The organism is Mycolicibacterium sp. XJ879 (assembly GCF_053483935.1).
Map to the genome: position 1 here is coordinate 17,483 of NZ_JBEFTH010000015.1, position 24,402 is coordinate 41,884.

General features: G+C 68.7%; 20 protein-coding genes. 10 read left to right on the plus strand and 10 right to left on the minus strand.

Features of this window, described 5'->3' with window-relative positions; genetic code table 11:
• Positions 1-16 precede the first annotated feature (16 nt).
• Positions 17-1,615: a GMC family oxidoreductase gene (locus ABQF13_RS22990; RefSeq protein ID WP_448395110.1), complete on the plus strand. Its 1,599-nt coding sequence runs from the start codon at positions 17-19 to the stop codon at positions 1,613-1,615.
• 36 nt (positions 1,616-1,651) lie between these two features.
• Here the strand turns inward: ABQF13_RS22990 and ABQF13_RS22995 are convergent, their stop codons facing one another.
• The 3 genes from ABQF13_RS22995 to ABQF13_RS23005 form a co-directional block, all read right to left on the minus strand.
• Complete coding sequence (locus ABQF13_RS22995) at positions 1,652-3,478, minus strand: phosphoenolpyruvate carboxykinase (GTP) (protein WP_448395111.1); 1,827 nt, start codon at positions 3,476-3,478, stop codon at positions 1,652-1,654.
• A 189-nt stretch (positions 3,479-3,667) separates the two neighbouring features.
• Entirely contained in the window at positions 3,668-5,113 is a 1,446-nt protein-coding gene (locus ABQF13_RS23000) for a hypothetical protein (protein ID WP_448395112.1), read from the minus strand.
• Complete coding sequence (locus ABQF13_RS23005; protein WP_448395113.1) at positions 5,110-6,129, minus strand: hypothetical protein; 1,020 nt, start codon at positions 6,127-6,129, stop codon at positions 5,110-5,112. The genes ABQF13_RS23000 and ABQF13_RS23005 overlap by 4 nt, the downstream gene beginning before the upstream one ends.
• Positions 6,130-6,279: 150 nt before the next feature.
• Here ABQF13_RS23005 and trmB point away from each other — a divergent pair, with 150 nt between their 5' ends.
• The 3 genes from trmB to ABQF13_RS23020 are packed head-to-tail and all read left to right on the plus strand — an operon-like array spanning position 6,280 to position 10,893.
• Positions 6,280-7,137 carry a tRNA (guanosine(46)-N7)-methyltransferase TrmB gene (gene trmB / locus ABQF13_RS23010; RefSeq protein WP_448395114.1) on the plus strand — a complete coding sequence of 286 codons (858 nt, stop codon included), beginning with the start codon at positions 6,280-6,282 and terminating at the stop codon, positions 7,135-7,137.
• Positions 7,134-7,835: an NYN domain-containing protein gene (locus ABQF13_RS23015; RefSeq protein WP_448395115.1), complete on the plus strand. Its 702-nt coding sequence runs from the start codon at positions 7,134-7,136 to the stop codon at positions 7,833-7,835. The genes trmB and ABQF13_RS23015 overlap by 4 nt, the downstream gene beginning before the upstream one ends.
• Positions 7,836-7,875: 40 nt before the next feature.
• Positions 7,876-10,893, plus strand: coding sequence for a trehalose monomycolate exporter MmpL3 (locus ABQF13_RS23020; protein ID WP_448395116.1), 3,018 nt, complete (start codon positions 7,876-7,878; stop codon positions 10,891-10,893).
• Positions 10,894-10,980: 87 nt separating this feature from the next.
• Here the strand turns inward: ABQF13_RS23020 and ABQF13_RS23025 are convergent, their stop codons facing one another.
• Entirely contained in the window at positions 10,981-12,129 is a 1,149-nt protein-coding gene (locus ABQF13_RS23025) for an AI-2E family transporter (RefSeq protein ID WP_448395117.1), read from the minus strand.
• Positions 12,130-12,216: 87 nt separating this feature from the next.
• Between ABQF13_RS23025 and ABQF13_RS23030 the strand changes: the two genes are divergently transcribed.
• Together ABQF13_RS23030 and ABQF13_RS23035 are read left to right on the plus strand one after the other, a co-directional pair.
• Positions 12,217-13,287: a lysylphosphatidylglycerol synthase transmembrane domain-containing protein gene (locus ABQF13_RS23030; protein WP_448395118.1), complete on the plus strand. Its 1,071-nt coding sequence runs from the start codon at positions 12,217-12,219 to the stop codon at positions 13,285-13,287.
• A gap of 12 nt (positions 13,288-13,299) precedes the next feature.
• Positions 13,300-13,680 (plus strand): DUF3054 domain-containing protein, encoded by a 381-nt coding sequence (locus ABQF13_RS23035; protein WP_448395119.1) that lies wholly within the window; start codon positions 13,300-13,302, stop codon positions 13,678-13,680.
• Here ABQF13_RS23035 and ABQF13_RS23040 read toward each other — a convergent pair.
• The 4 genes from ABQF13_RS23040 to ABQF13_RS23055 form a co-directional block, all read right to left on the minus strand.
• Positions 13,651-14,988 (minus strand): HAMP domain-containing sensor histidine kinase, encoded by a 1,338-nt coding sequence (locus ABQF13_RS23040; protein ID WP_448395120.1) that lies wholly within the window; start codon positions 14,986-14,988, stop codon positions 13,651-13,653. The genes ABQF13_RS23035 and ABQF13_RS23040 overlap by 30 nt on opposite strands.
• Positions 14,989-15,011: 23 nt before the next feature.
• Positions 15,012-15,680 (minus strand): response regulator transcription factor, encoded by a 669-nt coding sequence (locus tag ABQF13_RS23045; RefSeq protein WP_448395166.1) that lies wholly within the window; start codon positions 15,678-15,680, stop codon positions 15,012-15,014.
• Between the two features lie 56 nt (positions 15,681-15,736).
• Positions 15,737-16,129: a heme-binding protein gene (locus ABQF13_RS23050; protein ID WP_448395121.1), complete on the minus strand. Its 393-nt coding sequence runs from the start codon at positions 16,127-16,129 to the stop codon at positions 15,737-15,739.
• Positions 16,130-16,319: 190 nt separating this feature from the next.
• Entirely contained in the window at positions 16,320-16,889 is a 570-nt protein-coding gene (locus ABQF13_RS23055; protein WP_448395122.1) for a hemophore, read from the minus strand.
• 313 nt (positions 16,890-17,202) lie between these two features.
• On the opposite strand from ABQF13_RS23055, the gene ABQF13_RS23060 reads away from it, so the two are divergent.
• From ABQF13_RS23060 to ABQF13_RS23070, 3 genes are read left to right on the plus strand one after another with little or no spacing between them, the layout of a single operon-like run.
• A complete protein-coding gene (locus tag ABQF13_RS23060) occupies positions 17,203-20,100 on the plus strand; it encodes an MMPL family transporter (RefSeq protein ID WP_448395123.1) in 2,898 nt (965 codons plus the stop codon).
• Positions 20,097-20,603, plus strand: coding sequence for a helix-turn-helix domain-containing protein (locus tag ABQF13_RS23065; protein WP_448395124.1), 507 nt, complete (start codon positions 20,097-20,099; stop codon positions 20,601-20,603). Before ABQF13_RS23060 ends, ABQF13_RS23065 begins: the two co-directional genes overlap by 4 nt.
• Positions 20,593-20,988 (plus strand): CoA-binding protein, encoded by a 396-nt coding sequence (locus tag ABQF13_RS23070; protein ID WP_448395125.1) that lies wholly within the window; start codon positions 20,593-20,595, stop codon positions 20,986-20,988. The genes ABQF13_RS23065 and ABQF13_RS23070 overlap by 11 nt, the downstream gene beginning before the upstream one ends.
• Positions 20,989-21,045: 57 nt before the next feature.
• On the opposite strand, the gene ABQF13_RS23075 is transcribed toward ABQF13_RS23070, so the two are convergent.
• Complete coding sequence (locus ABQF13_RS23075; protein ID WP_448395126.1) at positions 21,046-21,735, minus strand: hypothetical protein; 690 nt, start codon at positions 21,733-21,735, stop codon at positions 21,046-21,048.
• The gene (locus ABQF13_RS23080; RefSeq protein ID WP_448395127.1) at positions 21,732-22,334 is read right to left on the minus strand and encodes an Rv1363c family protein; all 603 of its coding nucleotides are present in this window, start codon (positions 22,332-22,334) and stop codon (positions 21,732-21,734) included. Before ABQF13_RS23080 ends, ABQF13_RS23075 begins: the two co-directional genes overlap by 4 nt.
• A 59-nt stretch (positions 22,335-22,393) precedes the next feature.
• Here ABQF13_RS23080 and ABQF13_RS23085 point away from each other — a divergent pair, with 59 nt between their 5' ends.
• Positions 22,394-24,397, plus strand: coding sequence for a M13 family metallopeptidase (locus ABQF13_RS23085; RefSeq protein ID WP_448395128.1), 2,004 nt, complete (start codon positions 22,394-22,396; stop codon positions 24,395-24,397).
• Positions 24,398-24,402: the final 5 nt, after the last annotated feature.

Sequence of the window (24,402 nt, forward strand, 5' to 3'; positions counted from 1 at the left end):
AAAGGACAGCCACCCCATGGCCGAGTACGACTACGTCATCCTCGGAGCAGGTGCGGCCGGATGTGTGCTGGCCAACCGACTGTCGGCTGATCCCACCAACCAGGTGCTGCTGGTCGAAGCCGGTGCGCGGGACCGCAACCCCTACATCCACGTGCCGATGATCAGCGCCGCGCTGTTCGGCAACGACAAGTACTCCTGGAGCTATCAGCTGGCGCCGTTCGGACCCGAGAACCGCACCGAGACCTGGCCGCGCGGCAAAGTGCTCGGCGGCTCCACCGCGATCAACGGGCTGGTCTACAACCGCGGCGACCGCGAGGACTACGACGAGTTGGTGCGCCGCGGCAACACCGGCTGGGGCTGGGACGACATCCTGCCCGTCTACCGTGCCTTCGAGGACCACCAGTTCGGCGCGTCGCCGACGCGCGGCGCGGGCGGTGAACTGCCGATCACCACCCCCCGCGACCCCGACCAGCTGGTCTTCGACCTGATCGACGCCGGCGCGAAGCTCGGGCTGCGCAGCGTGGCTGACTACAACGAGAGCGACGACGAGCGCGTCGGCCCCGCCATGGCCACGATCCGCCGCGGCGTCCGCGTCACCGCCGCCAAGGCGTTCCTGCGGCCGGTGCGCACGCGGCCCAACTTGCACCTGGCGCTGAACACCAAGGCCCACCGGCTGATCTTCGAGAACGGCCGCGCGGCCGGCGTCGAGGTCCGCAGCGACGGCAACACCAGCCAGCTGCGGCCGCGCCGCGAGCTGATCCTGGCGCTGGGGGCGCTGGAGTCACCGAAGCTGTTGCAGCTCTCCGGGATTGGGCCGCGCGAGGTGCTCAGTGCGGCCGGTGTTCCGGTGTACCTCGAGCGCGACAACGTCGGGCGCCGCATGCTCGAGCACTTTTGCGTCATCAACACCTATCAACTGGCCGACGACATCGGCTACAACCGGTTGCTGCGCAACACCAAGGCCAAGGGGCTGACCGCACTGAAGTACCTGGCCACCCGCAAGGGACCGCTGGCCACCCCCACCGGCGACGTGATGGCGATCTTCAAGACCACGCCCGAGGCGGACCGGGTCGACGGGCAGGTCCTGGTGCGAATGATGTCGGTGGGCTCGGTGCGGCCCGACGCCCCGGCGGGCATCGAGTCCGTCGGCGGCGTGTCCTGCATGGGTGAGGTGCTGCGCTCGACATCGGAAGGCAGCGTGTGGATCACCTCGGCCGACCCGGACGCGCCGTTGGCTGTCGACGCCAATTACCTTGCCACTGAATACGACCGCACGACCAGCGTCGCGCTGCTGCGTCGCATGCGGGAGTGGTTCGAGCAGTCGCCGATCGCCGAGAAGGTCAGCGCCGAAAGCCGGCCCGGACCGAATCTGCAATCCGATGAGGAGATCCTGGCGGGCATCACCGCGACCGGCGCGACCGGCAGCCACGCCGTCGGCACCTGCGCGATGGGCCCGAACGACGACGACATCGTGGACGACCGGTGCCGGGTTCGCGGTATTGCGGGGTTGCGCATCGTCGACTGCGCCAGCCAGCCGACGATGATCTCCGGCAACCTGATGGGCCCGACGATGGCGTGGGCGGGCCGCGCCGCCGAGTTCATCCTCGACGGCTAGGGACGGCGCCAGCCACCGCGGCCGAGCAGGAAAAAGCTACTCCGCGTCGTTCAGGCGGTGCTTGAGGGCGTCGAACTCGTCCTTGATGCCCGTCGGCAGCTTCTCGCCGACGAACTCGAACCACTCCTCGATCAGTGGGAGCTCCTCGCGCCACTCGTCGACGTTGACCTCCAGCGCGGCGTCGACGTCGGCCGGGTCGACGTCGAGGCCGGACAGGTCCAGGTCTTCGGCGCTGGGCACGGTGCCGATCGGGGTGGTGCGCCCGCCGGCGCGCTGCTCGATGCGGTCGACGATCCACTTCATCACCCGGCTGTTCTCACCGAAGCCCGGCCACAGGAAGCGGCCGTCGTCGCCGCGGCGGAACCAGTTGACGAAGAAGATCTTCGGCATCTTGGACTCGTCGGACTGCTTGCCGACGTCGATCCAGTGCGCGAAATAGTCGCCGACGTTGTAGCCGAGGAATGGCAGCATCGCCATCGGGTCGCGGCGCACGGTGCCGACCTTGCCCTCGGCGGCCGCGGTCTGCTCGGAGCCGAGCGTGGCGCCGATGAACACGCCGTGCTGCCAGTCACGGGCCTGGGTGACCAGCGGGACCGTGGTCTTGCGCCGGCCGCCGAACAGGATCGCCGAGATCGGCACGCCCTGCGGGTCGTCCCACTCGGGCGCCAGCGTCGGGCACTGCGAGATCGGGGTGGTGTAGCGCGAGTTCGGGTGCGCGGCCTTCTCCTCGGAGTCCGGAGTCCAGTCGCGGCCCTTCCAGTCGATGAGGTGCTGCGGGTCGCCCTCGAGGCCTTCCCACCACACGTCCTTGTCGTCGGTCAGCGCGACGTTGGTGAACACGGTGTTGCCGGCCTCGATGGTCTTCATCGCGTTCGGGTTCGACGACCAGTTGGTGCCCGGCGCGACCCCGAAGAAGCCGAACTCGGGGTTGACGGCGTAGAGGCGGCCGTCCTTGCCGAACCGCATCCACGCGATGTCGTCGCCGACGGTCTCGGCGCGCCAGCCCGGCAGGGTGGGCTGCAGCATCGCGAGGTTGGTCTTACCGCACGCCGACGGGAACGCCGCGGCGACGAAGTAGGACTTGTTCTCCGGCGAGATCAGTTTGAGGATCAGCATGTGCTCGGCGAGCCAGCCCTCGTCGTGGGCGATCGCCGACGCGATGCGCAGCGCGTAGCACTTCTTGCCGAGCAGCGCGTTGCCGCCGTAACCCGAGCCGAAGCTCCAGATTTCGCGGGTTTCCGGGAAGTGGCTGATGTACTTGGTGTCGTTGCACGGCCACGGCACGTCGTTCTGGCCGGGTTCCAGCGGCGCGCCGATCGAGTGCAGCGCCTTGACGAAGAAGCCGTCGTCGCCGAGCTTGTCCAGCGCGGCCTTGCCCATCCGGGTCATCGTGCGCATCGACACGACGACGTACTCGGAATCGGTGATCTCCACGCCCAGCTTGGGGTCCTCGGCGCCCAGCGGGCCCATGCAGAACGGGATGACGTACATGGTGCGCCCGCGCATGCAACCGCGGTACAGGTCGGTCATGGTGGCGCGCATCTCCGACGGATCCATCCAGTTGTTGGTCGGACCGGCGTCGAGCTCGCGCTCGGTGCAGATGTACGTGCGGGACTCGACACGCGCCACGTCGGAGGGGTCGGACACCGCCAGGTAGGAGTTGGGCTTCTTCTCCTCGTTGAGTTTGGTGAAGGTGCCCGCCGCCACGAGCTTGTCGCACAGCCGTGCGTTCTCCTCGTCGGAGCCGTCGGTGAAGACCACCCGATCGGGCTGCGTCAACTCTGCGACCTCCTGGACCCAGGCCAGCAGCCCTTTGTGCTTCGTCGGTGCAGTATCGAGACCCGGAATAGTCGCTGCGGTCATCAAAATCTCCTGTGTACGGTTTCTGCCAGGACGTACGCACCGAGAGCGCCGGCCCGACAGGAAAGGCCGGGAAATCGGTCGTCCCTTATATACGAGGTTATCGTCCGTGACGTAGCCGTGGGCATTCGGGAGTATGTCCGTTAACTCACAAGAACGATTCAGAAACGCTCTCCTGGCGGTTCGGAACATTCAGTCGGGCTGATTTTCGCTTTTCTCACCCGCCGAATCGGCGCGCACCGCGTTGCGCGCCCGCTGCAGTGACGGCAACCGCCGGTCGCGCAGGGCGGCTGCGCGGGCGGTCTGCATCGCATGCTCGCGCAACTCGGCGTTGATCTCGGCGAGCCGGGCCTCGGCGGCGGTGCTGTCGCTTTGCTCGCGGGCGTGCAGCTCCGATGTCAGCGCGGTTTCGGCGGCCAGCACCCGACTGCCGACCCGCTCCTCGACCGCGGAACGCAGTGCGGTCGTCACGTCGGTGACCCAGCGGTCCAGCACCGCCCGATCCTGCAGCAGCGCACGAAGTCCCACCACCCACACCGTCACCACCAGCCCGACAAGTCCCCCTGCTACCAACCCTGCGGCCGCCAGGCCCGGCGCCAGCCCGGTGAACAGCCGGGTCACCATCAGCGCCACGCCCAGCCCGAAGCCAGCGCCGAAGATCATCATCAGCTGGGTTTCCAGGCGGCGCGACTTCAGCGGCGGCCCCGGCAGGGCCGGCGTCGACGGCGGGCCTGGCAGTGGTGGCGCGGGCAGTTGCAGTCCGGCGGCCATATCGCGCAGGTGGGCGGTCACGCCCTCGTCGACCTCGGCGACGACGTCGTCGGCGCGCCTGCGCACGTAGGACTCGAAGTCACCGAGCCCGCGCCGGCCGGTCTGCGATGCGTCCTCGGCCAGTTCGGCGCGCACCGACGTGCACCGGTTGCGCGCGAAGTAGGTGAGCTGCAGGCGGGCCTGCTGCAATTGGCTGCGCAGCGCGATGGTGTGCTCGGATTTGGCCACCCGACGACCGCGCACGACCTCGTCACGTTGGGCGCGCAGCGCGTCGACACGGGCCTGCCGGTCCAGGCCGTCGCCGTCGGCGCGGTAGCGCTCGATTTCGGCGGATATCCGAGTTTCCCACGCGCGCAGCCGGTTTCGTCGGTCCAGGTCGGGATCGGCGAGCCGGTTTTGCAGCAAGTCCACCAGCTCGTCGACTTGCGGCTCACCGAGATCCGGCGCCGCGGCCACCCCCACCCACGGCACGTCGACGTATCGCGGCGCCCGTTCGGTGAGCGTCGCCCGGTCGGCGGCCAGCACGTCGCGCCAGTCGCGGTGCGCGTCGATCTTGGACACCGCACCCACCACCAGGTCGGTGTGGCGCGTCGCCAGATCGATGAGCACACAGTCGGATTCGGTCAGCGGCGCCACCGCGGAGACCACGAACACCACCGCCTTCGGAGCGTCGGTCGCCGACAGGTCCGCACCCTCGATAAACGTGTGCTCGGGCAGGCGCTCGCGCAGCGCAGCGACCACGCTGGTGGTGCCCGCCAGCCAGGGACCGGTCACTGCCACCACGTCTCGACGCCGCACGGCGGGCGGGCTCAGTGCGGGTTCGATCGCCGACACCACGGCATCGGCCGACGCGATCGGATCGTTCACCGAGACCGCCCGAGCAGACGCAGCGAGCCGCGGCTGATGTCGGCGGCGCAATCGCGGTGCAGCATGGTGACCGGGCCGCTACCGTAGCGCCGCCACTGCACGGCGCGGCGTAGGTGCGCGGCTGGATCATCGGCCCGGTCCACCTGCACGCCGGCGGCCTCGACCACCTCGACGGCGGCGGCCATGGCGCCGACGACCGCGTCGTCACCTGCTAGAAACGCTGCCAACCGTTCGTCACCGCCCTGGGCGGCCAGCGCCCGCAACTCGGTGATCGTCGAGCGCACCCGCTGGTACCGCAGCGCGGCGCCGGCCGCGTCGATCTGCGCGACGACGCGGTCGAGCATGCTGTGCCTGCGCAGCAGCCCCGGCAGCGCGGCGGGTTCGGCGCCGCCGCCGAGCGCCAGCACCGCGTGGGCGATGCCGAACCGGTCCAGCGCGTCGAGCAGGCGTCGTCGCACCGGCATCGCCACCGGGTGCGCGCACTGCAGAAACGCATCGGTGGACGTCAGATCCGCGGGCTCGCGCACCAGGGCCGACAGCGCGTCGAGCATTGCGTCGTCGAGCACGACCGCGCCCAGCAGCGCGACCATCGGCACGGTCGGCACGCCGGTCAGCGCGCGGTAGTGGCCCGCGCGGCGATGCGCCGTCGCCAGCGGGCCGCCCGCACCGAACCCGGTGAGGTCGGCTTTGTTGAGCACCAGCACGGTCGGTCGCCGGGCAGCGCCGATCAACGTGGTGTCCTCGGGTTTGAGCACCTCGGCCAGCACCACGACGTCGACGTCGGCATCGGCCGGATCGGGTGTGACGACAACGCCGCCCGCGGTCAGCGCCGCACCGACCGTCGTCGCGCCGGCGCCGCGGCGGCCCCGCACCGCCACCCGCAACGGCGCGCGCAGCTGCCGGATGATCGACCGCAGCCGCGGGTTGCGGCTGTCCTGCGCGTGCTGTGTCAGCGCCGCAACGAAAATGCCGAAAATCTGGCGGCCTTCCCTGTCGTGTCTTCCGGACGTCGGCACCGCACCGAGCGGGCCACTGCGTCGATGGTGACACTGCCACGCGTAGGAGGTGAGCGGCAGTTCCCGGCGCTGGGGACAAACCGGGCACATACCAGCCGAAGGCAACTGTTGGATATCAATCTGCACCACGATGCGGGTACTCGGACGCACATGAGCGAACATGGACGGATGCATTTGCCCGATGTCGCCGACGGGTCGGCTCCGTCGCCCGATGTCGCCGACGGGTCGGCTCCGTCGCCCGATGTCGCCGACGGGTCGGCTCCGTCGCCCGATGTCGCCGACGGGTCGGCTCCGTCGCCCGATGTCGCCGATGCGCACCATCGCTATCCCCGGGTCACCAGCTTCCGGACCCGGCGTACGACGCTCTCCGCGGCTCAGCAGGCGACCTGGGACCGGCTCTGGCCGGAGCTGGGCACCCACGCACGCGACGCGGGCGGCCCCGCCCCACGCCTGGACACCGACGCGTGGTTCAAACGCCGAGCGCCGGTGGTCGTCGAGATCGGCTGCGGTGCGGGCACCTCGACGCTGGCGATGGCCAAGGCGGAGCCGAACCTCGACGTGGTGGCCGTGGAGGTGTACCGGCGCGGTTTGGCGCAGTTGCTGTCGGGAATCGACCGCGACGGCGTGTCCAACATCCGGTTGGTGCGCGGCGACGGCGTCGACGTGCTGGCCCACATGTTCGGCCCCGACTCGCTGACCGGCGTGCGGGTGTTCTTCCCCGACCCCTGGCCCAAGGCCCGCCACCACAAGCGCCGGCTGCTGCAGCCGTCGACCGTCGCGCTGATCGCCGACCGGCTGCGTCCGGGCGGGGTGCTGCACGCGGCCACCGACCACGCCGGCTACGCCGAGCACATCGCCGAGGTGGGTGACGCTGAACCCCTGCTGCACCGGGTCAGCGCCACGGACCAGCTGCCGATCTCCGTACAGCGCCCGGTCACCAAGTACGAAAACAAGGCGCAGCACGCCGGCAGCGCTGTCGCCGAGCTGCTCTGGGAGAAGCGGTCATGAGCGTCACCGAGGAGATCCAGATCACCGAGGAGGCGCCGCCCGAGGCCGCGGAACCGGCCCCGACGGACGGCACCGCCCGGGTCCTGCTGGTGTGGGACGCCCCCAACCTCGACATGGGCCTGGGTTCCATCCTGGGCGGCAGGCCGACGGCCGCGCACCGGCCCCGCTTCGACGCGCTGGGCCGGTGGCTGCTGGCGCGCACCGCCGAGCTGTCGGCGGGCCGCCCCGAGGTCTCGCTGGAACCCGAGGCCACCGTGTTCACCAATATCGCCCCAGGTAGCGCCGATGTTGTTCGCCCGTGGGTGGAAGCGTTGCGTAACGTTGGCTTCGCGGTCTTCGCGAAACCGAAGATCGACGAGGACAGCGATGTCGACGTCGACATGCTCAGCCACATCGCGCTGCGCCGCAGCGAGGGTCTGGCCGGTGTTCTGGTGGCCTCCGCGGACGGTCAGGCGTTCAAACAACCGTTGGAGGAGATCGCCCGCGACGGCATACCGGTGGCAGTGCTCGGATTTCGCGAACATGCCAGCTGGGCGCTAGCGTCGGATACCTTGGAGTTCGTCGACCTGGAGGACATTCCTGGTGTTTTCCGGGAGCCGCTACCGCGAATCGGCCTTGATTCGCTGCCCGAGCAGGGGGCATGGCTGCAGCCGTTCCGGCCGCTGTCCTCGCTACTGACCTCGCGCGTCAACAACTGAAATGCGCAGCGTCGTCTACACAGACTTGTAAGGAGTTCACGTGTTCGCCTGGTGGGGTCGAACGGTGTATCGGTTTCGATACATCGTCATCGGCGTCATGGTCGCGCTGTGCCTTGGTGGCGGTGTCTTCGGCATCTCCCTGGGCGACCACGTCACCCAAAGCGGCTTCTATGACGAAGGCAGCGAGTCCGTGCACGCCTCGCTGGTCGGTGACGAGGTTTACGGCCGCGACCGCACCAGCCACGTCGTCGCGATCCTGACCCCGCCCGACGGCGAGAAGGTGGACAACCCGGAGTGGCAGCGCGACGTCGTCGCTGAACTCGACGCCTTCGTCGCCGACCATCCAGACCAGATCGTGAGCTGGGTCGGTTGGCTGCGCGCACCCGATGCGGCCAGCGAGACCGTCCAGCAGATGAAGACGAGTGATCTGTCCAAGACATTCATCAGCATCCCGCTGCAAGGCGACACCGACGACGAGATCCTGAAGAACTACCAGGCCGTCGAACCCGATCTGCAGCAGATCAACGACGGCAACATCAGGTTGGCCGGCCTCAACCCGCTGGCCAGCGAGCTGACCGGCAGCATCGGCGAAGACCAGCGCCGCGCCGAGATCGCCGCCATCCCACTGGTCTGTGTGGTGCTGTTCTTCGTCTTCGGCGGTGTGGTCGCCGCCGCGCTACCCGGGTTGATCGGCGGCCTGACCATCGCCGGCGCGCTGGGCATCATGCGGCTGCTCGCCGAGTTCATGCCCGTGCACTTCTTCGCTCAGCCGGTGGTGACGCTGATGGGGCTCGGCATCGCCGTCGACTACGGGCTGTTCATGGTCAGCCGGTTCCGCGAGGAGATCGCCGAGGGCTACGACACCGAGGCTGCGGTGCGCCGGACGGTGATGACCTCGGGGCGCACCGTGATGTTCTCCGCGGTGATCCTGGTGGCCTCCTCGGTGCCGCTGCTGCTGTTCCCGCAGGGCTTCCTCAAGTCGATCACCTACGCGATCATCGCCTCGGTGATGCTGGCGGCGATCCTGTCGATCACCGTGCTGGCCGCGGCGCTGGCCATCCTCGGCCCCAACGTCGACGCGCTCGGCGTGCGCACGCTGCTGCGGGTGCCGTTCTTCCGCAACTGGAAGCCGATGCGGGTCTACCTGGAGTGGCTGGCGGAGAAGACGCAGAAGACCAAGACCCGCGCCGAGGTCGAGAAGGGCTTCTGGGGCAAGCTGGTCAACCGGGTGATGAAGCGGCCCATCGCCTTCGCGGCGCCGATCGTCATCGTGATGATCTTGATGATCATTCCGCTCGGTCAGCTGTCCCTGGGCGGCATCAGCGAGAAGTATCTGCCCCCGGACAACCCGGTCCGCCTGGCCCAGGAGGACTTCGACAGCTCTTTCCCCGGTTTCCGCACCGAACCGTTGACGATCGTGATGGAACGCGAGGACGGCGAGTCGATCACCGATCAGCAGATCGCCGAGGTGCGTAGCAAGGCGATGACGGTGCCCGGCTTCATCGTGCCCGACGGGGATCGGTCGAAGATGTGGCAGGAGCGGTCGGTCCAGGAGGGCGGATCCAAGGACCCATCGGTTCGGGTGATCCAGAACGGTTTGGAAAACCGCAACGACGCGGCGAAGAAGATCGACGAGCTGCGCGCGCTGTCCCCGCCTCGGGGCATCGATGTATCCATCGGTGGCACACCGGCTTTGGAGCAGGACAGCATCCACAGCCTGTTCGACAAGCTGCCGTTGATGGTGACGCTTCTGATCGTCACCACGACGATCCTGATGTTCCTGGCGTTCGGGTCGGTGGTGCTGCCGATCAAGGCCGCGGTGATGAGCGCGCTCACGCTGGGCTCGACGATGGGCATCCTGACGTGGATGTTCGTCGTCGGGCACGGATCCGGGATCATGAACTACACGCCGCAGCCGTTGATGGCGCCGATGATCGGGTTGATCATCGCGGTGATCTGGGGTCTGTCGACCGACTACGAGGTGTTCCTGGTCTCGCGCATGGTGGAGGCCCGCGAGCGTGGCATGTCCACCGCCGAGGCCATCCGGATCGGCACCGCGACCACCGGCCGGTTGATCACCGGCGCCGCGCTGGTGCTGGCTGTGGTCGCGGGCGCGTTCGTGTTCTCCGACCTGGTGATGATGAAGTACCTGGCGTTCGGTCTGCTGATCGCGCTGCTGCTCGACGCCACCGTGGTCCGGATGTTCCTGGTGCCGTCGGTGATGAAGCTGCTCGGCGACGACTGCTGGTGGGCGCCGCAGTGGATGAAACGGCTGCAGGAGCGCCTCGGGCTGGGTGAAACCGAACTGCCCGACGAGCGCAAACGCCCCGCGGTCCGCGAAACCGGCCCGCACTCGGAAGCGAACCCAGAGGCGTTGGTCGGGGCGGGCGCCCCGGTTCCGCCGCGTCCCGCTGCGCGGGCGCGGCCACCACACGACCCCACCCATCCGGTCCCGCAGGGTCCGCCCGCCGGTGCGACGACGCGGATCACCACGCCGCGCGCGGTTCCGTCGAGCGCGGGCACGGCGCGGATCCCTGGCCCCGAGCAACCCGAAGAGCCGCCGACCACCCGGCTGGCGATGGCCCGCAACGCCGTGCGCAACGCGGTGAACAACGCGGCCGCCGCCGCCCGCGAGGCGGCCAAACCGCCGAGCCCACCACCTCCGCCGGCCCGCGCACCGCGGGAGGACCGTCAGATCGAATCGTGGCTGGGTGAGTTGCGCGGCACCGCAACACCGCCCGGTCCGCCGCCCCCACCTGCGGGACGGGCGCGGCCGTCGGCCGAGGCCACCCGGGCCATGCCGCGGTCACCACGGCCCGAGCCCGGCAACGAGCCGACGACGGCGTTCCCGGCGGCGGGCACGGCGCCCGAAAGCGCCAACTCGCAGGATGCCCAGGACACAGAGGCCACGACGGCGATCCCCACATCACGGCCACCGGAGAACTCGGGAGATCCCGAGGCCACCGAGAAGATCGACACCCGTGAGGACGAGCAGCCCAAGCGCCGCGGCGGCGGTATGAGCGCGCAAGATCTGCTGCGCCGCGAAGGCCGCCTCTAACTAGTCGCCCAAAGGAACAGACGGGCAGGAAAGTGTGAGAAGGTTTTCGCCGTCGCCTTTCGTCGGTCTCGGCGCAAGGCGGGCGGGCTACTCCTGCCGGCGCACCGGGACCTCGTCCGGATCGGCCTCGACCCGGCCGCCATCCTCGGCCGCCAGCGCGGCCTCCTCAGCCGCGGGGTCCGGCGCCGTCAACACCCGCACCGCGCTGTTGAGGAACGCCATCACCGGCACCGCGAGCAACGCGCCGACAATGCCGGCCAGCACCCCGCCCCCGGCGATCGCCAACACGATGGCCAACGGATGGATGGACACCGCCCGACCCATCACCAGCGGCTGCAGGACATGGCCCTCCAACTGCTGGACTGCGATGATCAGGCCCAGCGTGATCAGCGCGTAGATCCAACCTTTGGCGATCAGCGCCACGATCACCGCGAGGAAACCGGTGATCACCGCGCCGACCAACGGGATGAACGCGCCGAGAAACACCAGCGACGCCAACGGCAGCGCCAACGGCACCCCCATGATCGCCAGGCCGGTGCCGATGCCCACCGCGTCGACCAGCGCCACCAGAAACGTCGCCCGGACGTAGCCGATCAGCGAACGGAACCCAGCCCTGCCCGCGTCGCGCACCCGCTCCCGCACCGGTTCGGGAAAGATCTTGGTGACGAACGCGAAGATGTTGCGCCCGCCGTGCAACAGGAAGATCAGCGTGAACAGCACCAGCAGGGCGCCGGTGACGATCTCGGTCACCGTCGTCGCCGTCGACAGCGCACCGCTGGTCAACCGCTCCTGGTTGTTGCGCAGCGCCTCCACGGCCGCCGTCTGCAGCTGGCCGATCTGCTGGTCGCTGACCCCCAGAGGGCCGTCGGTCAGCCAGTTGCCGACGCCGTCGATGCTGTGGGTCACCTGTTCCACGAGAGCCGGTGCACCCTCGATGAACTGGTTGACGACGAACGTCATGATCCCGCCGACGATCGCGAACCCGCCGAGCAGCATCAGCGCCACCGCACCGCCGCGCGGCGCGCCCCGCCGGTGCAGGTAATCCACGGCCGGCAACAACAGGGCGGCCAGGATCGTGGCCAACGCGACCGGGACGACGATGATCTCGAGCCGTTTGACCACCCAGAGCACGGCCACGACGGCGGCCAGGATCACCAACAGTCGCCACGACCACGCCGCGGCTTTCCGGACCAGCGGACTGACCGCCTCGTCATCCACCGACAGACCCGCGGGCATCCCGACAGCGTAACGGCCTATCGTGACCACCCGCCGAACTCTGCAGTGGTCCCGGAATCGCGGACACCACGCTCTACCCTGTAGGTCGTGTCGCACGACGCGCCGGCGAGCGAGGCCCACAGCCAGGGGCGCTCCGCCCGCGGTAAGTACTGGTGGCTGCGCTGGGCCGTCATCGCCGTCGTGGCCGTCGTCCTCACGGTCGAACTGGTGTTGGTGTGGGATCAGCTCGCGAAGGCCTGGCACAGCCTCTACACCGCCAAGTGGGCGTGGGTGCTGGCGGCAGTGGGCACCGCGTTGGCCTCGATGCACTTCTTCGGCGATATCCAGCGCAAGCTGCTGCGCTCCGCGGGAGTTCCGGTGCGGCAGTGGCGATCTCAGGCCGCGTTCTACGGCGGCAACTCGCTGAGCACCACGCTGCCCGGCGGCCCAGTGCTCTCAGCGACGTTCATCTACCGGCAGCAACGCATCTGGGGCGCGACGCCGGTCATCGCGTCCTGGCAGCTGGTGATGTCGGGCGCGCTTCAGGTCATCAGCCTGACCCTGCTCGGGCTCGGCAGCGCATTCTTCCTCGGCGCGCGCCAGAACCCGTTCTCGTTGATCTTCACCCTGGCCGGATTCATCTTGCTTATCGTGTTGGCCCAGGCGGTCGCGTCGCGCCCGGACCTGCTCGACGGCATCGGGGTGCGCGTGTTGGGCTGGGTCAACTACCTGCGCACCAAACCGTCCGACAACGGCGTGGCCAAATGGCGCGAGACGCTGGCCCAGCTCGAATCGGTGAAGCTGAGCCGCCCGCAGTTGGGCGTCGCGTTCGTATGGTCGATGTTCACGCTGGTGACCGGGGTCGGGACGCTGTTGTTCTCCTGCTACGCCACCGGGGAGCGGCCGTCGCTGCTCGGGGTGGTCGTGGCTTTTGTCGCCGCCCGCGCGGTCGGCTCGATCCCGCTGATGCCCGGCGGGCTGCTGGTGGTGGAGGCGGTGCTGGTGCCCGGCCTGGTGTCGAGCGGGATGACGCTGGCCTCGGCGATTTCGGCGATGCTCATCTACCGCCTGATCAGCTGGGTGTTCATCGCGGTGATCGGGTGGGTGGTGTTCTTCTTCATGTTCCGTACCGAGTCGGAGATCGATCCCGACGCGATTGCCGACGCCGCCCAGGCGTGATTGGAGCCCGCTATGCCGCCCGTCGTCGATGAGCAGACCCGGCCCGCGTTGACCGCGCTGGCGACCGACCTCGTGTGCGTGGTCGTGTTCTGCACGATCGGCAGGCGCAGCCACGCCGAGGGCCTGAACCTCGCGGGGATCGCCGAGACGGCGTGGCCGTTTCTGTCCGGCGCGGTGGTCGGCTGGCTGGTGTCGCTCGGGTGGCGCCGACCGGTCGCGGTGGTGCCGACCGGCGTGCTGGTGTGGCTGTGCACGATCGTGGTGGGCATGCTGCTGCGCAAGCTCACGTCAGCCGGTATAGCGCCGAGTTTCATTGCGGTGGCATCGATTTCGACGGCGGTGCTGCTACTCGGCTGGCGGGTCCTAGCTGCGGTCCTGATCAGCCGCCGCTGACGACGTTACGGTCAGCGTCGCGCGCAACCCGCCGAGCGGACCGTCGGACAGTTCGATGCGCCCGCCGTGCAGGCTGGCCTGCTGTGCGACCAGCGCCAGCCCGAGCCCGGAGCCGCCGGGTGCGGCGGTGCTGCCACGGGCGAACCGGCCCAGAACCGACTGGTGCTCTTCGGCTGGCAGCCCCCGCCCGTCGTCGTCGACGATGATGGTCACCGCGTCGTCGTCGCGGTGCGCGGTGAGCACAATCCGGGTGGCCTGCCCGTGGTGTACGGCGTTGCGCACCAGGTTGTCCACGGCCAACCGCAGGCCGCTGGGCCAGCCCCAGATCGCGCCGAGCCCCTCGTCGGGCTGCACGACGATCTCGACGGTGCTGCCTGGCCGGCTGTTCTCGCGCGCGACGCGGTCAAGCAGGTCGGTGACGTCGATGAGCTCGCGGTCCTCGGGTTGGGCCAGCTGTCCCGAAGCCAGCTGACCCAGCGCGGTGATCATCGCCTCCACCCGCCGCTGCGCGCGGTCCAGGTCGTCGACCACCTCCTGGCGCTCCTCGGCGGGCAGGTCGCGGATCCGCAGCGTGTTCAGATCGGCGCGCATCGCCGTCAACGGCGTGCGCAGTTCGTGGGCGGCATTGGCGGCGAAGTCCTGGGCGGCCTGCAACGAGTTGGTGGTCGATTCCTGGGCGGCGGCCAGTCGGCGCAGCATTCCCGACATCGCCTCCGACAGGTCCTCGGCCTCGCGCACGCCGCGCACCTCGGGCAGCTTCTGGGTGCCCTTGCCGAGCCGCTTGGTGTGCTCGGTGAGCTTGCGCAGCGGGCGGATCGCCGGACCCGCGAGCAGCCAGCCCAGCCCGCCGGCGATCAACACCGTCACCACACCGACGGCGACGTAGGACGGAATCCGCGACGGGCTCAACAAGATGCTGTCGGCGCGGATGCCGACCGACATCAGCAGCCCACCCTGCTGTTCGACGACGATGGTGCGCACCCGGTACTCGACCCCGTTGACTTCCACCGTCTCGGTGCCCGGCTTCAGCTGCGGCAGCTGTAACCCGCGCTGAAACACCACCTGGCCGGTGGACGCCGACCGGCCCGTGGTCAGCACTCCTTGGCGCGGATCGTCGAGTTCGCTGGGCCGCATACTCGCCGCGATGATCGCGTCGAGTCGCCGATCCAGTTGTGCCGCATCGTTATTGGCCAGTACCACTGAGGTCAGCACGGTGAACGCGGCGACGACGGTGGCTGCGGCCACCGCTGCCGCCACCGCCACCCGGGTGCGCAGCGACGCCGATCGCAGAAACCTCGGTACCCGCACGGATCAGATCCCGTTCGCGGGACTCACGAGTCGTCCCGCAGCACGTACCCGATCCCGCGAACGGTGTGGATGACCCGCGGCAGCCCTTCGCGTTCGAGCTTGCGCCGCAGGTAGGAGATGAACACGTCGGCGACGTTGGTGTCGACGTCGAAGTCGTAGCCCCAGACCAACTCCAGCAGACGCTGGCGGCTGAGCACCACGCCGGCGTTCTCGGCGAGGACGGCCAGCAGGTCGAACTCGCGTTTGGTGAGATCGACGCGTTCACCTTCGACGAAGACCAGCCGGCGCGCGCTGTCGATCGTCAACGGCCCCACGGTCATCGGATGCGACGCCCGCTCGGAGTGGCCGGACCGGCGCAGCAGGGCGTGCAGCCGGGCCACCAACTCGCCCAGATCGAACGGTTTGGTCAGGTAGTCGTCGGCGCCGGCCTCCAGCCCGGCGATGCGGTCGTTGACGGTGTCGCGCGCCGACAGCACACAGATCGGGATGTCGTTGCCCATCGCGCGCAGCGCGGTCACCACCGCGACACCGTCCAGTTCCGGCATCTGCACATCCAGCACCAGCGCGTCATGCGGTTCGGCCGACAACAGCCGCAGCGCCTCTTTACCGCTCGCCGCAACCCGGACGTCGAACCCGGAATGGCGCAATCCGCGCGCAACCGACGTCAGCACATCCGGGTCGTCGTCGACCATCAGCACGGTGCGGCCCGCGCTGTCCTGCTGCGCGGGCGGCCCAGCCGGCACGCGGACTAGGGAAGCGGATCGGCGAGACCGTCGCCGTTGGTGTCGCCGCAGCGATTCTTCAGGTCGACCAGCGGCTGACGGATATTCGTCAGTTCGGCTCGCACCTGAGGATTGGCGTCCAGGTATTCCGTGACCTTGGGGCGAACCTCTTCACGCTCCATGCCCTCGAGGCTGGTGAAGAACCAGTTCACATCGGGATGGGTGAACAGGTATGCCGACGTCGCGGCCGAGACACCGGACGCCACGCCAGCCAGGTCGGCCGCGGTGCAGTTCGGCGGCGCCTCAGCAAGAGCCGACGGCGCCACGGTCGCAGCACCAAACAACATCGCACCGGCAATCGCGCCGGTGCCGACTGCGCCAGCTACCGCACGTCGCGCAGAACGGGCCGAGAGCAACATAAACAAGCTCCTTCGTCGAGTGTGGAGTGGCCGTAACCATAGGCGGTTACCGACATAAACCAACTGGGACCAACGCAGAAAAGCTAAGCAGAATGTCGGCCGACTTTCCTGTCTTGTGGTGAACGAATCGCCGAAAAGTCCGAAATCGCAGTTCAGGCCCCTACTGCGCGGGCGCTCGGGTCGGCGGCGGTTACGGCAAGCCAGCGATCGGCGGGCCGGGCAGCCGGCCCTCACCTGCCGAAACCGACGACCCCGCCGGTGATTGCACCGCCGCAGAGGTGCCGGGCAGCCCGACGTTTTGCGCCGACGGCAACTCAGCTGGCAAACCCGCCGGCGCCTGCTGAGTCTGCTGCGCCTGCTGCATCAAACCCATCACCTGCGGCAGGGTCAGCGGCAGCTTGCACTGGCCCGCCAGGCTGGCCAGCGGCTGTTGCAACTGCTGCATCTCCTTGGCCGCCTTCGGGTTCGCATCGAAGTAGGCCTTGACCGCCCCCAGCGACTGCGGGCCGGCCTGCTGCTTGGAGATCGTGGTCAACGCCTGGTTGGTCTTGGGATGCTCGTCGAGGTAGTCGCCGATCGACGTGGCGACCGAACCGATCGTTTTGGCGACCTCGCTGGCGGCACACGGATCGGCGGCAGCGGTGGCCGAGGGCGTCAGCGATCCCGTCGGCGTCGTACCAGCCACCACGGCGCCGGCGGCGGCGGTCGCCGCAAGCACCGCGGTCAGGCTGCGGCGCAGGGCGGCAGAGGTCGGTCTCATGGGCACTCCTAACGGCTTGCAAACGTTTGCGCTGCCGCGCAAAGACATGCGCTGGGCGGCGGTGGTGTCCCCGACGACAAGGCCGACGAACTACGCGGCCAACCTGCCAGCGCACATACTGCCATCTGCCCCGTCGGACCCGCGAATTGAGCAGGTCCACCGACCGCCGTCCGACGTCGGCTGCGGCGCAGGATTAGAAGTGCTTAAAGCGTTGCTGGCAGGTTGTCTGCAGAACCGCGCAATACCACATGCTGCGGTACGCTCACGCTACGAAACGCCGTGCAGAAATGGGGAGTTCACCATCCAGCAGTTCATGATGCGCTTGAGTGGCACCCTGCGCAGATATCGCTGGGCGGTGTTCGCGGTATGGCTGCTACTTCTGGTGCCCTCGATCTACCTCGGGATGACCCACGGCGGCCAGCTGACCGGCGGCGGGTTCGAGGTCGAGGGCTCGCAGTCGCTGCGGGTGCAGCAAGAGCTCGAAGAGCACTTCCCCGACGAGGGCGCCTCGCCGTTGGCGCTGGTCGCCGCACCGCGCGCCGACGCCTCCTATGGGGACATGAACATCGCGGTGGCCCACCTGGAGCAGGTGGCCGCCGAAGTGCCCAGCGTCACCACGGTGCCCACGAGGGGGCAGCCACCGCCGCAACCCGACCGGCCCTACGTCGTCACGCTGGAGCTGGACTTCGAGAACACCGGTGCCGTCGACGTCGCCAAACAGCTGCGCGAGAAGGTCGGCATCGACGGTGAGGAGCCCGGCGAGATCGCCGACGGCAAGGTCAAGCTGTACGTCATCGGCCAGGGCGCCCTGGGTGCCGCCGCGTCGCAGGCCACCAAACACGACATCGCCCAGGCCGAGCGGTGGAACCTGCCGATCGTCCTGATCATCTTGCTCGCAGTATTCGGCTCGCTGGCGGCCGCGGCCATGCCGCTGCTACTCGGCATCTGCACGGTGGTCGTGACCATGGGCCTGGTATTCCTGCTGTCGACGGTCACCACGATGTCGGTGTTCGTCACGTCGACGGTGTCGATGTTCGGCATCGCGGTGGCCATCGACTATTCGCTGTTCATCCTCATGCGGTTCCGCGAGGAGCTGCGCGCCGGGCGCGACGCCGACCAGGCCGCCGACGCGGCCATGGCCACCTCCGGTCTGGCCGTGGTGCTGTCCGGTCTGACGGTGATCGCCTCGGTGACGGGCATCTATCTCATCGCGACCCCGGTTCTGGTGTCGATGGCCACCGGCGCGATCCTTGCGGTCGCGGTGGCCGTGTTGACGTCGACGACGCTGACCCCGGCCGTGCTGGCGACGTTCGGGCGGGCGGCGGCCAAACGGTCGTCGTACCTGCACTGGTCGCGTCGGCCGGAGACCACCCAGTCGCGGTTCTGGACGCGCTGGACCGGTCAGGTGATGCGCCGGCCGTGGCTCTCGGCGCTGGCCGCGTCGGCGTTCCTGCTGCTTCTGGCGTTCCCTGCATTTTCAATGGTGCTGGGCAACAGCATGCAGCGGCAGTTCGAGCCCACCCACGAGATTCGCGGCGGAGTCAACGCGGCGGCCGAGGCGCTGGGGCCCGGCGCGCTGGGTCCGGTGCGGGTGCTGGTGAGCTTCCCCGACGGCAACGCGGCGTCGGCGCCGGCCAAAGAACCCATCCTCGACACGATCCGGGAGCGAATGACGCAGGGCCCCAACGTGGTATCGGTGAGCCCGCCGCTGTTCGGTGAGGACTACCGTCATGCCCTGCTTTCGGCGGTGCTCTCGGTTGACCCCGAGGACACGGCCGCGCGCGACGCCGTGGACTGGATGCGCGCGGAGCTGCCGCAGACGCCGGGCCTGGACGGCGCCCGCATCGACGTGGGCGGGCCGACGGCGCTGATCAAGGATTTCGACGACCGGGTGTCGGCGACCCAGCCGCTGGTGTTCGTGTTCGTGGCGCTGATCGCGTTCGTGATGCTGCTGGTGGCAATCCGGTCACCGGTGCTGGCCATCAAGGGCGTGCTGATGACCGTGCTGTCGGTGGCGGCGGCCTACGGCAGCCTGGTCGTGGTGTTCCAGTGGGGCTGGCTGGAAGGGCTCGGTTTGGAGCCGATCTCGTCGCTGGACAGCACGATCCCGCCGCTGGTGCTGGCGATCGCGTTCGGTCTGTCGATGGACTACGAGATCTTTCTGCTGACCCGGATCCGCGAGCGCTACCTGCAGACCCACAACACCCGCGACGCGGTCGCCTACGGCGTCAGCACCAGCGCACGCACCATCACCAGCGCGGCGCTGATCATGATCGCGGTGTTCACCGGGTTCGCGTTCGCCGGGATGCCGCTGGTGGCCCAGCTCGGCGTCGCGTGTGCGGTGGCCATCGCCGTCGACGCCACCGTGGTGCGGCTGGTGCTGGTGCCCGCGCTGATGGCGATGTTCGACGAGTGGAACTGGTGGCTGCCGCGTTGGCTGGACCGGATCCTGCCGTCGGTGGATTTCGAGAAGCCGCTGCCCAAGGTCCAGACACCCGATCTCGTCATCATCCCCGACGACATCTCGTCGCTCGGGCCGACGGGATCCGACCTGCGCACCGTGGTCAAGTCCGCGGCGCGGCTGAAAACTCTTGCACCCCAAGCGGTTACCGTGGCTGACCCGCTGGCGCTCAGCGGTTGCGAACCCGTCACCACCATGTTGCGCACCATCGATGCCGTCGATCAGGGACATCGAAACGGAAGCGCCACCAAGGTCGCCACCGCGACGCTGGCGAAGCATCCGGTGACGATGTGGCGCGGCCGGCTCGCGGTCGCTCTCGACGCGCTGCAGGCGGCATCGGAATACGAGGGCGCTCCGCTGAAGCGGCGCAGCCCGGTGGAGACCACCAACGTTCAGCTGCCGACCGGTGACCGGCTTCAGATCCCCACCGGCGCTGAGACATTGCGGTTGCAGGGTTACCTGATCATGTGCCGTAACAGCGCTCGGGATTACGCGGAGTTCGCCGAGCTGGTCGACGCGCTGGACACTCGAACGGCCGCGCTGGTACTGGCCGGGATGGACCGGTATTACGCTGGAGATCAGGCGAGAGAACAATGGGTCGCCACCCAGTTGGTGCGCCGGCTGGCCGACCCGCAGCCTTCCGATGAGCCCGACATCGAAATGTCGGGCCCTGAGGCGGAGGCAGATTGGGCCAGGGTCAGGCAGCGTTGCCTGTCGGTGGCCGTGGCGATGTTGGAGGAGGCGAGGTGACGGTGACTTCGGAGATCCGGGACGACAGCCGTGAGACCGCCCCCGACGCTCCGCAGCGCCCGGTGTTCGACGACCGGCCGGTGGAGTTCTGGCCCACCGCAGCCATCCGCGCGGCCCTGGAGACCGACGACCTCGCGATCTGGCAGCGGATCGTGGCCGCGATCAAACGCGACCCGTTCGGCCGCACCGCGCGCCAGGTCGAGGAGGTGGTGGAAACCGCCCGCCCGTACGGGGTTTCCAAGGCGCTCTCGGAGGTGCTCAGCCGCACCCGTGAGCACATGGAGGCCAACGAGCGCGCCGAGGTGGCCCGCCACATCCGTGCGCTGCTGGAGAAGTCCGGTCTGGGTCAGCAGGAGTTCGCGTCGCGGATCGGTGTGCCGAGCGCCGACTTCGCCACCTATCTGTCCGGCCAGGCCAGCCCGACGGCGTCGCTGATGGTGCGGATGAGCAAGCTGGCCGATCGGTTCGCCAAGATGCGGTCGGCGCGTTCCGATGGATCTTGAGCAGATCCTGCGGGAGACCCGCACGGTCGCGATCGTCGGCGCCTCGGCCAACCCGGCCAGGGCCAGCCACGAGGTGTGGACGTATCTGAAGTCGGCAAGCGACTACGAGCTGTATCTGGTCAACCCGACGATCAGCGACCTCGACGGCACCCCCGTGTACCCGTCGCTGGCTGATCTGCCCGTGGTGCCCGACCTCGTCGACGTGTTCCGCCGCCGCGAGCATCTGCCTGCGGTGCTCGACGACGCCGTCGCGGTCGGCGCGAAGGTGCTGTGGTTACAGCTGGGTCTGCACCACGAGCAGGTGGCCCGCGACGGTGCGGCGGCGGGCCTGCAGGTAGTGATGGACCGCTGCCTGAAGGTCGATCACGCCCGCCTGCTCGGTTAGGGAATTGGGTGCGCTAAGGCGCGCTGAGCGCTGGCTTGCGCACCGAAATCGCTGGTTTTAGCGGGAGTGGATCGGGCTCAGGTCGTCGACCAGCCAGCGGCCGTCGTGTTTGGTCAGCTGGATCCGCAGCGCCAGGATCGCGTTCTCCGGCGGCTTGTCCGGTGCGTTCTGCGTGCCGCGCAGGATCACCGCGACGCTGGCCGCGTTCGGGCCGATCGCCTCGACGCCCGCGGAGATGGTGCTGGCCTGTGCGGAGACACCTCTGCTGGTCAATTGTTCTGCGACGGTGGCAAATTGGTTCTTGAGTGCCTCGGCGCTGGCGTCCGACATCATGGCCGCGGCGCGGTCGATCGAGGCGGTCGGGTTCTGCGGGGTGAACGTCGCGGAGGCTTCGGCGATGCTGGTGGCGATGCCGACCACCGCGTCGGTGTCGGCGTGCAGAGTGCGGTCAGGCACCGTCCAGCGGAAGTATCCGACCGCCACCCCGGCCACCACCGCCGCGGTGGCCACGGCCACCGCGGCCAACCGCAGGCCGGGCCCGTCGTCGTCGGTGCCCATGGTCACCCCGTCGCGGCGCGCCAACACCACGTTGACGATGACGGCCTCCACGATCAGCACGCACAGCACCGAGCAGGTCGCCACCCACCACAGCGGCCAGCCCAGCGCGACACCGATGTACACCAGCGCCGCGACCGCCGCCAGCGGAGGGACCACGTCGAATGCCGCTACCCGCCACGCATTTCTCATCGGATCGGTTCCAACCGCGAGATCAGCAGGTCGCCGTCCACGTCGGAGACGTCCAGGCGCAGCGTCCAGCGCACCGTGCGGGGCTCGTCGTCGCCGGCGTTCTCGCTGACCGACGTCGCCACCACCATCACCGTGTCGGTGCGCGCCGCGAACTCGGTGAGCTCGGGCTGCGGCGGCGGGGGCGGCGCGGTGGTGGCGCCGGCTCCTGGCCGGTGAATCGACTCGACGGCGACGGAGTCGACCTGACCGCGGGTGTTTGACTGCAGCGTCTGGACCAGCTCGCGGAAGGGCTTGATGGCCGCGTCGAAGTCGGCGTGGAGCTGCCCGACCGTGCCTTCGTGCAGCTTGGTCATGCTGGCTTCGACGGTGCCGGAGTCCATGTTGATCAGCGTGGCCGTCCAGTCGGCGGCTGCCGCCATGGCGCGGGTGCGGTACTGCAACTCCTCGACGTCCTCGCGGTGCTGGGTCCAGATCAGCGCGGCCAGCGCGACGGCGACCACCGCGATGACGCCGATCACCGTCGAGGCGATGCCGTAGCTGGTGAAGACGGGACCGTCCTGGTCATCGGGGTCCGGCGGTGCGGCGGCGTCGTCGGGCATGGGCGTGAGGCTACCCGCCGAGGCCGCGGGGGCTGATCGGGATCTGGCACCCTGGTGTGGTGACTGTGGAAACGATCCGATCAGGCATCGACCTGAGCCATGTCGATCTCGACGCCCGCCCGCAAGACGACCTCTTCGGCCACGTCAACGGCCGCTGGCTGGCCGAGTACGAGATGCCGGCCGACCGTGCCACCGACGGCGCGTTCCGCTCGCTCTACGACCGGGCCGAAGAACATGTGCGCGACCTGATCACCGAGGCGGCGGCCGCAGGCGCCGCGCCGGGCACCGACGAGCAGCGCATCGGCGACCTGTACGCCAGCTTCATGGACGAGGCGGCCGTCGCCGCACGCGGGGTGGCTCCGCTGCATGAAGAACTCGCGCCCATCGACGCGGCGACGACGCCGGCCGAGCTGGCGGCCGTGCTGGGTGCGCTGCAGCGCACCGGTGTCGGCGGCGGCGCGGGCGTCTACGTCAACACCGACGCCAAGGACTCCACCCGGTACCTGTTGCACTTCAACCAGTCCGGGTTGGGGCTGCCCGACGAGTCGTACTACCGCGAGGAGCAGCACGCCGACATCCTGGCGGCCTACCCGCGGCACATCGCCGCGATGTTCACGCTGGTTTACGGTGCGGGCGAGCACACCGAGACCGCGCAACGCATCGTCGCGCTGGAGACCAAGCTGGCCGCCGCGCACTGGGACGTGGTCAAACGCCGCGACGCCGATCTGGCCTACAACCTGCGCACCTTCGCAGACCTGGTCCAAGAGGCGCCCGGCTTCGACTGGACCGGCTGGGTGACCGCACTGGGCACACAGATTTTCGCACCCGGCCCGGGCCCGGCGGAAGTTGTTGTGCGCCAGCCTGATTACCTCACGGCGTTCGCGAACGCGTGGTCAGCCGAAAACATCGAGGACTGGAAGGCGTGGCTGCGCTGGCGGGTCATCCACGCCCGCGCGTTCCTGCTGACCGACGAGCTGGTGGCCGAGGATTTCGCGTTCTACGGACGCAGGTTGTCGGGCACCGAGCAGATCCGTGACCGGTGGAAGCGGGCCGTGTCGGTGGTGGAGAGCCTGATGGGTGACGCGGTCGGAAAGCTCTACGTCGAGCGGCATTTCCCGCCGCACGCCAAGGAGCGCATGGATGAGCTGGTGGCCAACCTGCGCGAGGCCTACCGCGTCAGCATCAACTCATTGGAGTGGATGACGCCGCAGACGCGGCAGAAGGCGCTGGCCAAACTCGACAAGTTCACGCCCAAAATCGGTTATCCGGCCAAGTGGCGCGACTATTCGGCGCTGGTGATCGACCGCGACGACCTCTACGGCAACTACCGCAGGGGCTACGCCGTCGAGTACGAGCGTGAGCTGGCCAAGCTGGGCGGCCCGGTCGACCGCGACGAGTGGTTCATGACGCCGCAGACGGTCAACGCCTACTACAACCCCGGCATGAACGAGATCGTCTTTCCCGCAGCGATTCTGCAGCCGCCGTTCTTCGACGCCGACGCCGACGACGCCGCCAACTACGGCGGTATCGGCGCGGTGATCGGCCACGAGATCGGGCACGGGTTCGACGATCAGGGCGCCAAGTACGACGGCGACGGCAACCTGGTGGACTGGTGGACCGATGCGGACCGCACCGAGTTCGGCGCCAGGACAAAGAAGTTGATCGAGCAGTACGAGCAGTATGTACCGCGCCAACTAAGCAACGGCCACTCCCCTGTTCCGCATGTGAACGGGGCCTTTACCGTCGGCGAGAACATCGGCGATCTCGGCGGGCTGTCGATCGCGCTGCTGGCCTACCGGCTGTCGTTGCAGGGCAAAGAGGCACCGGTGCTCGACGGGCTCACCGGTGAGCAACGCGTGTTCTTCGGCTGGGCGCAGGTGTGGCGGACGAAATCCCGTGACGCCGAGGCGATCCGGCGCCTGGCGATCGACCCGCACTCACCACCGGAGTTCCGGTGCAACGGCGTCATCCGCAATATGGACGCGTTCTACGAGGCGTTCGACGTCAGCGAGGACGACGACCTGTACCTGGAACCCGAGCACCGGGTGCGGATCTGGAGCTAGGTTCC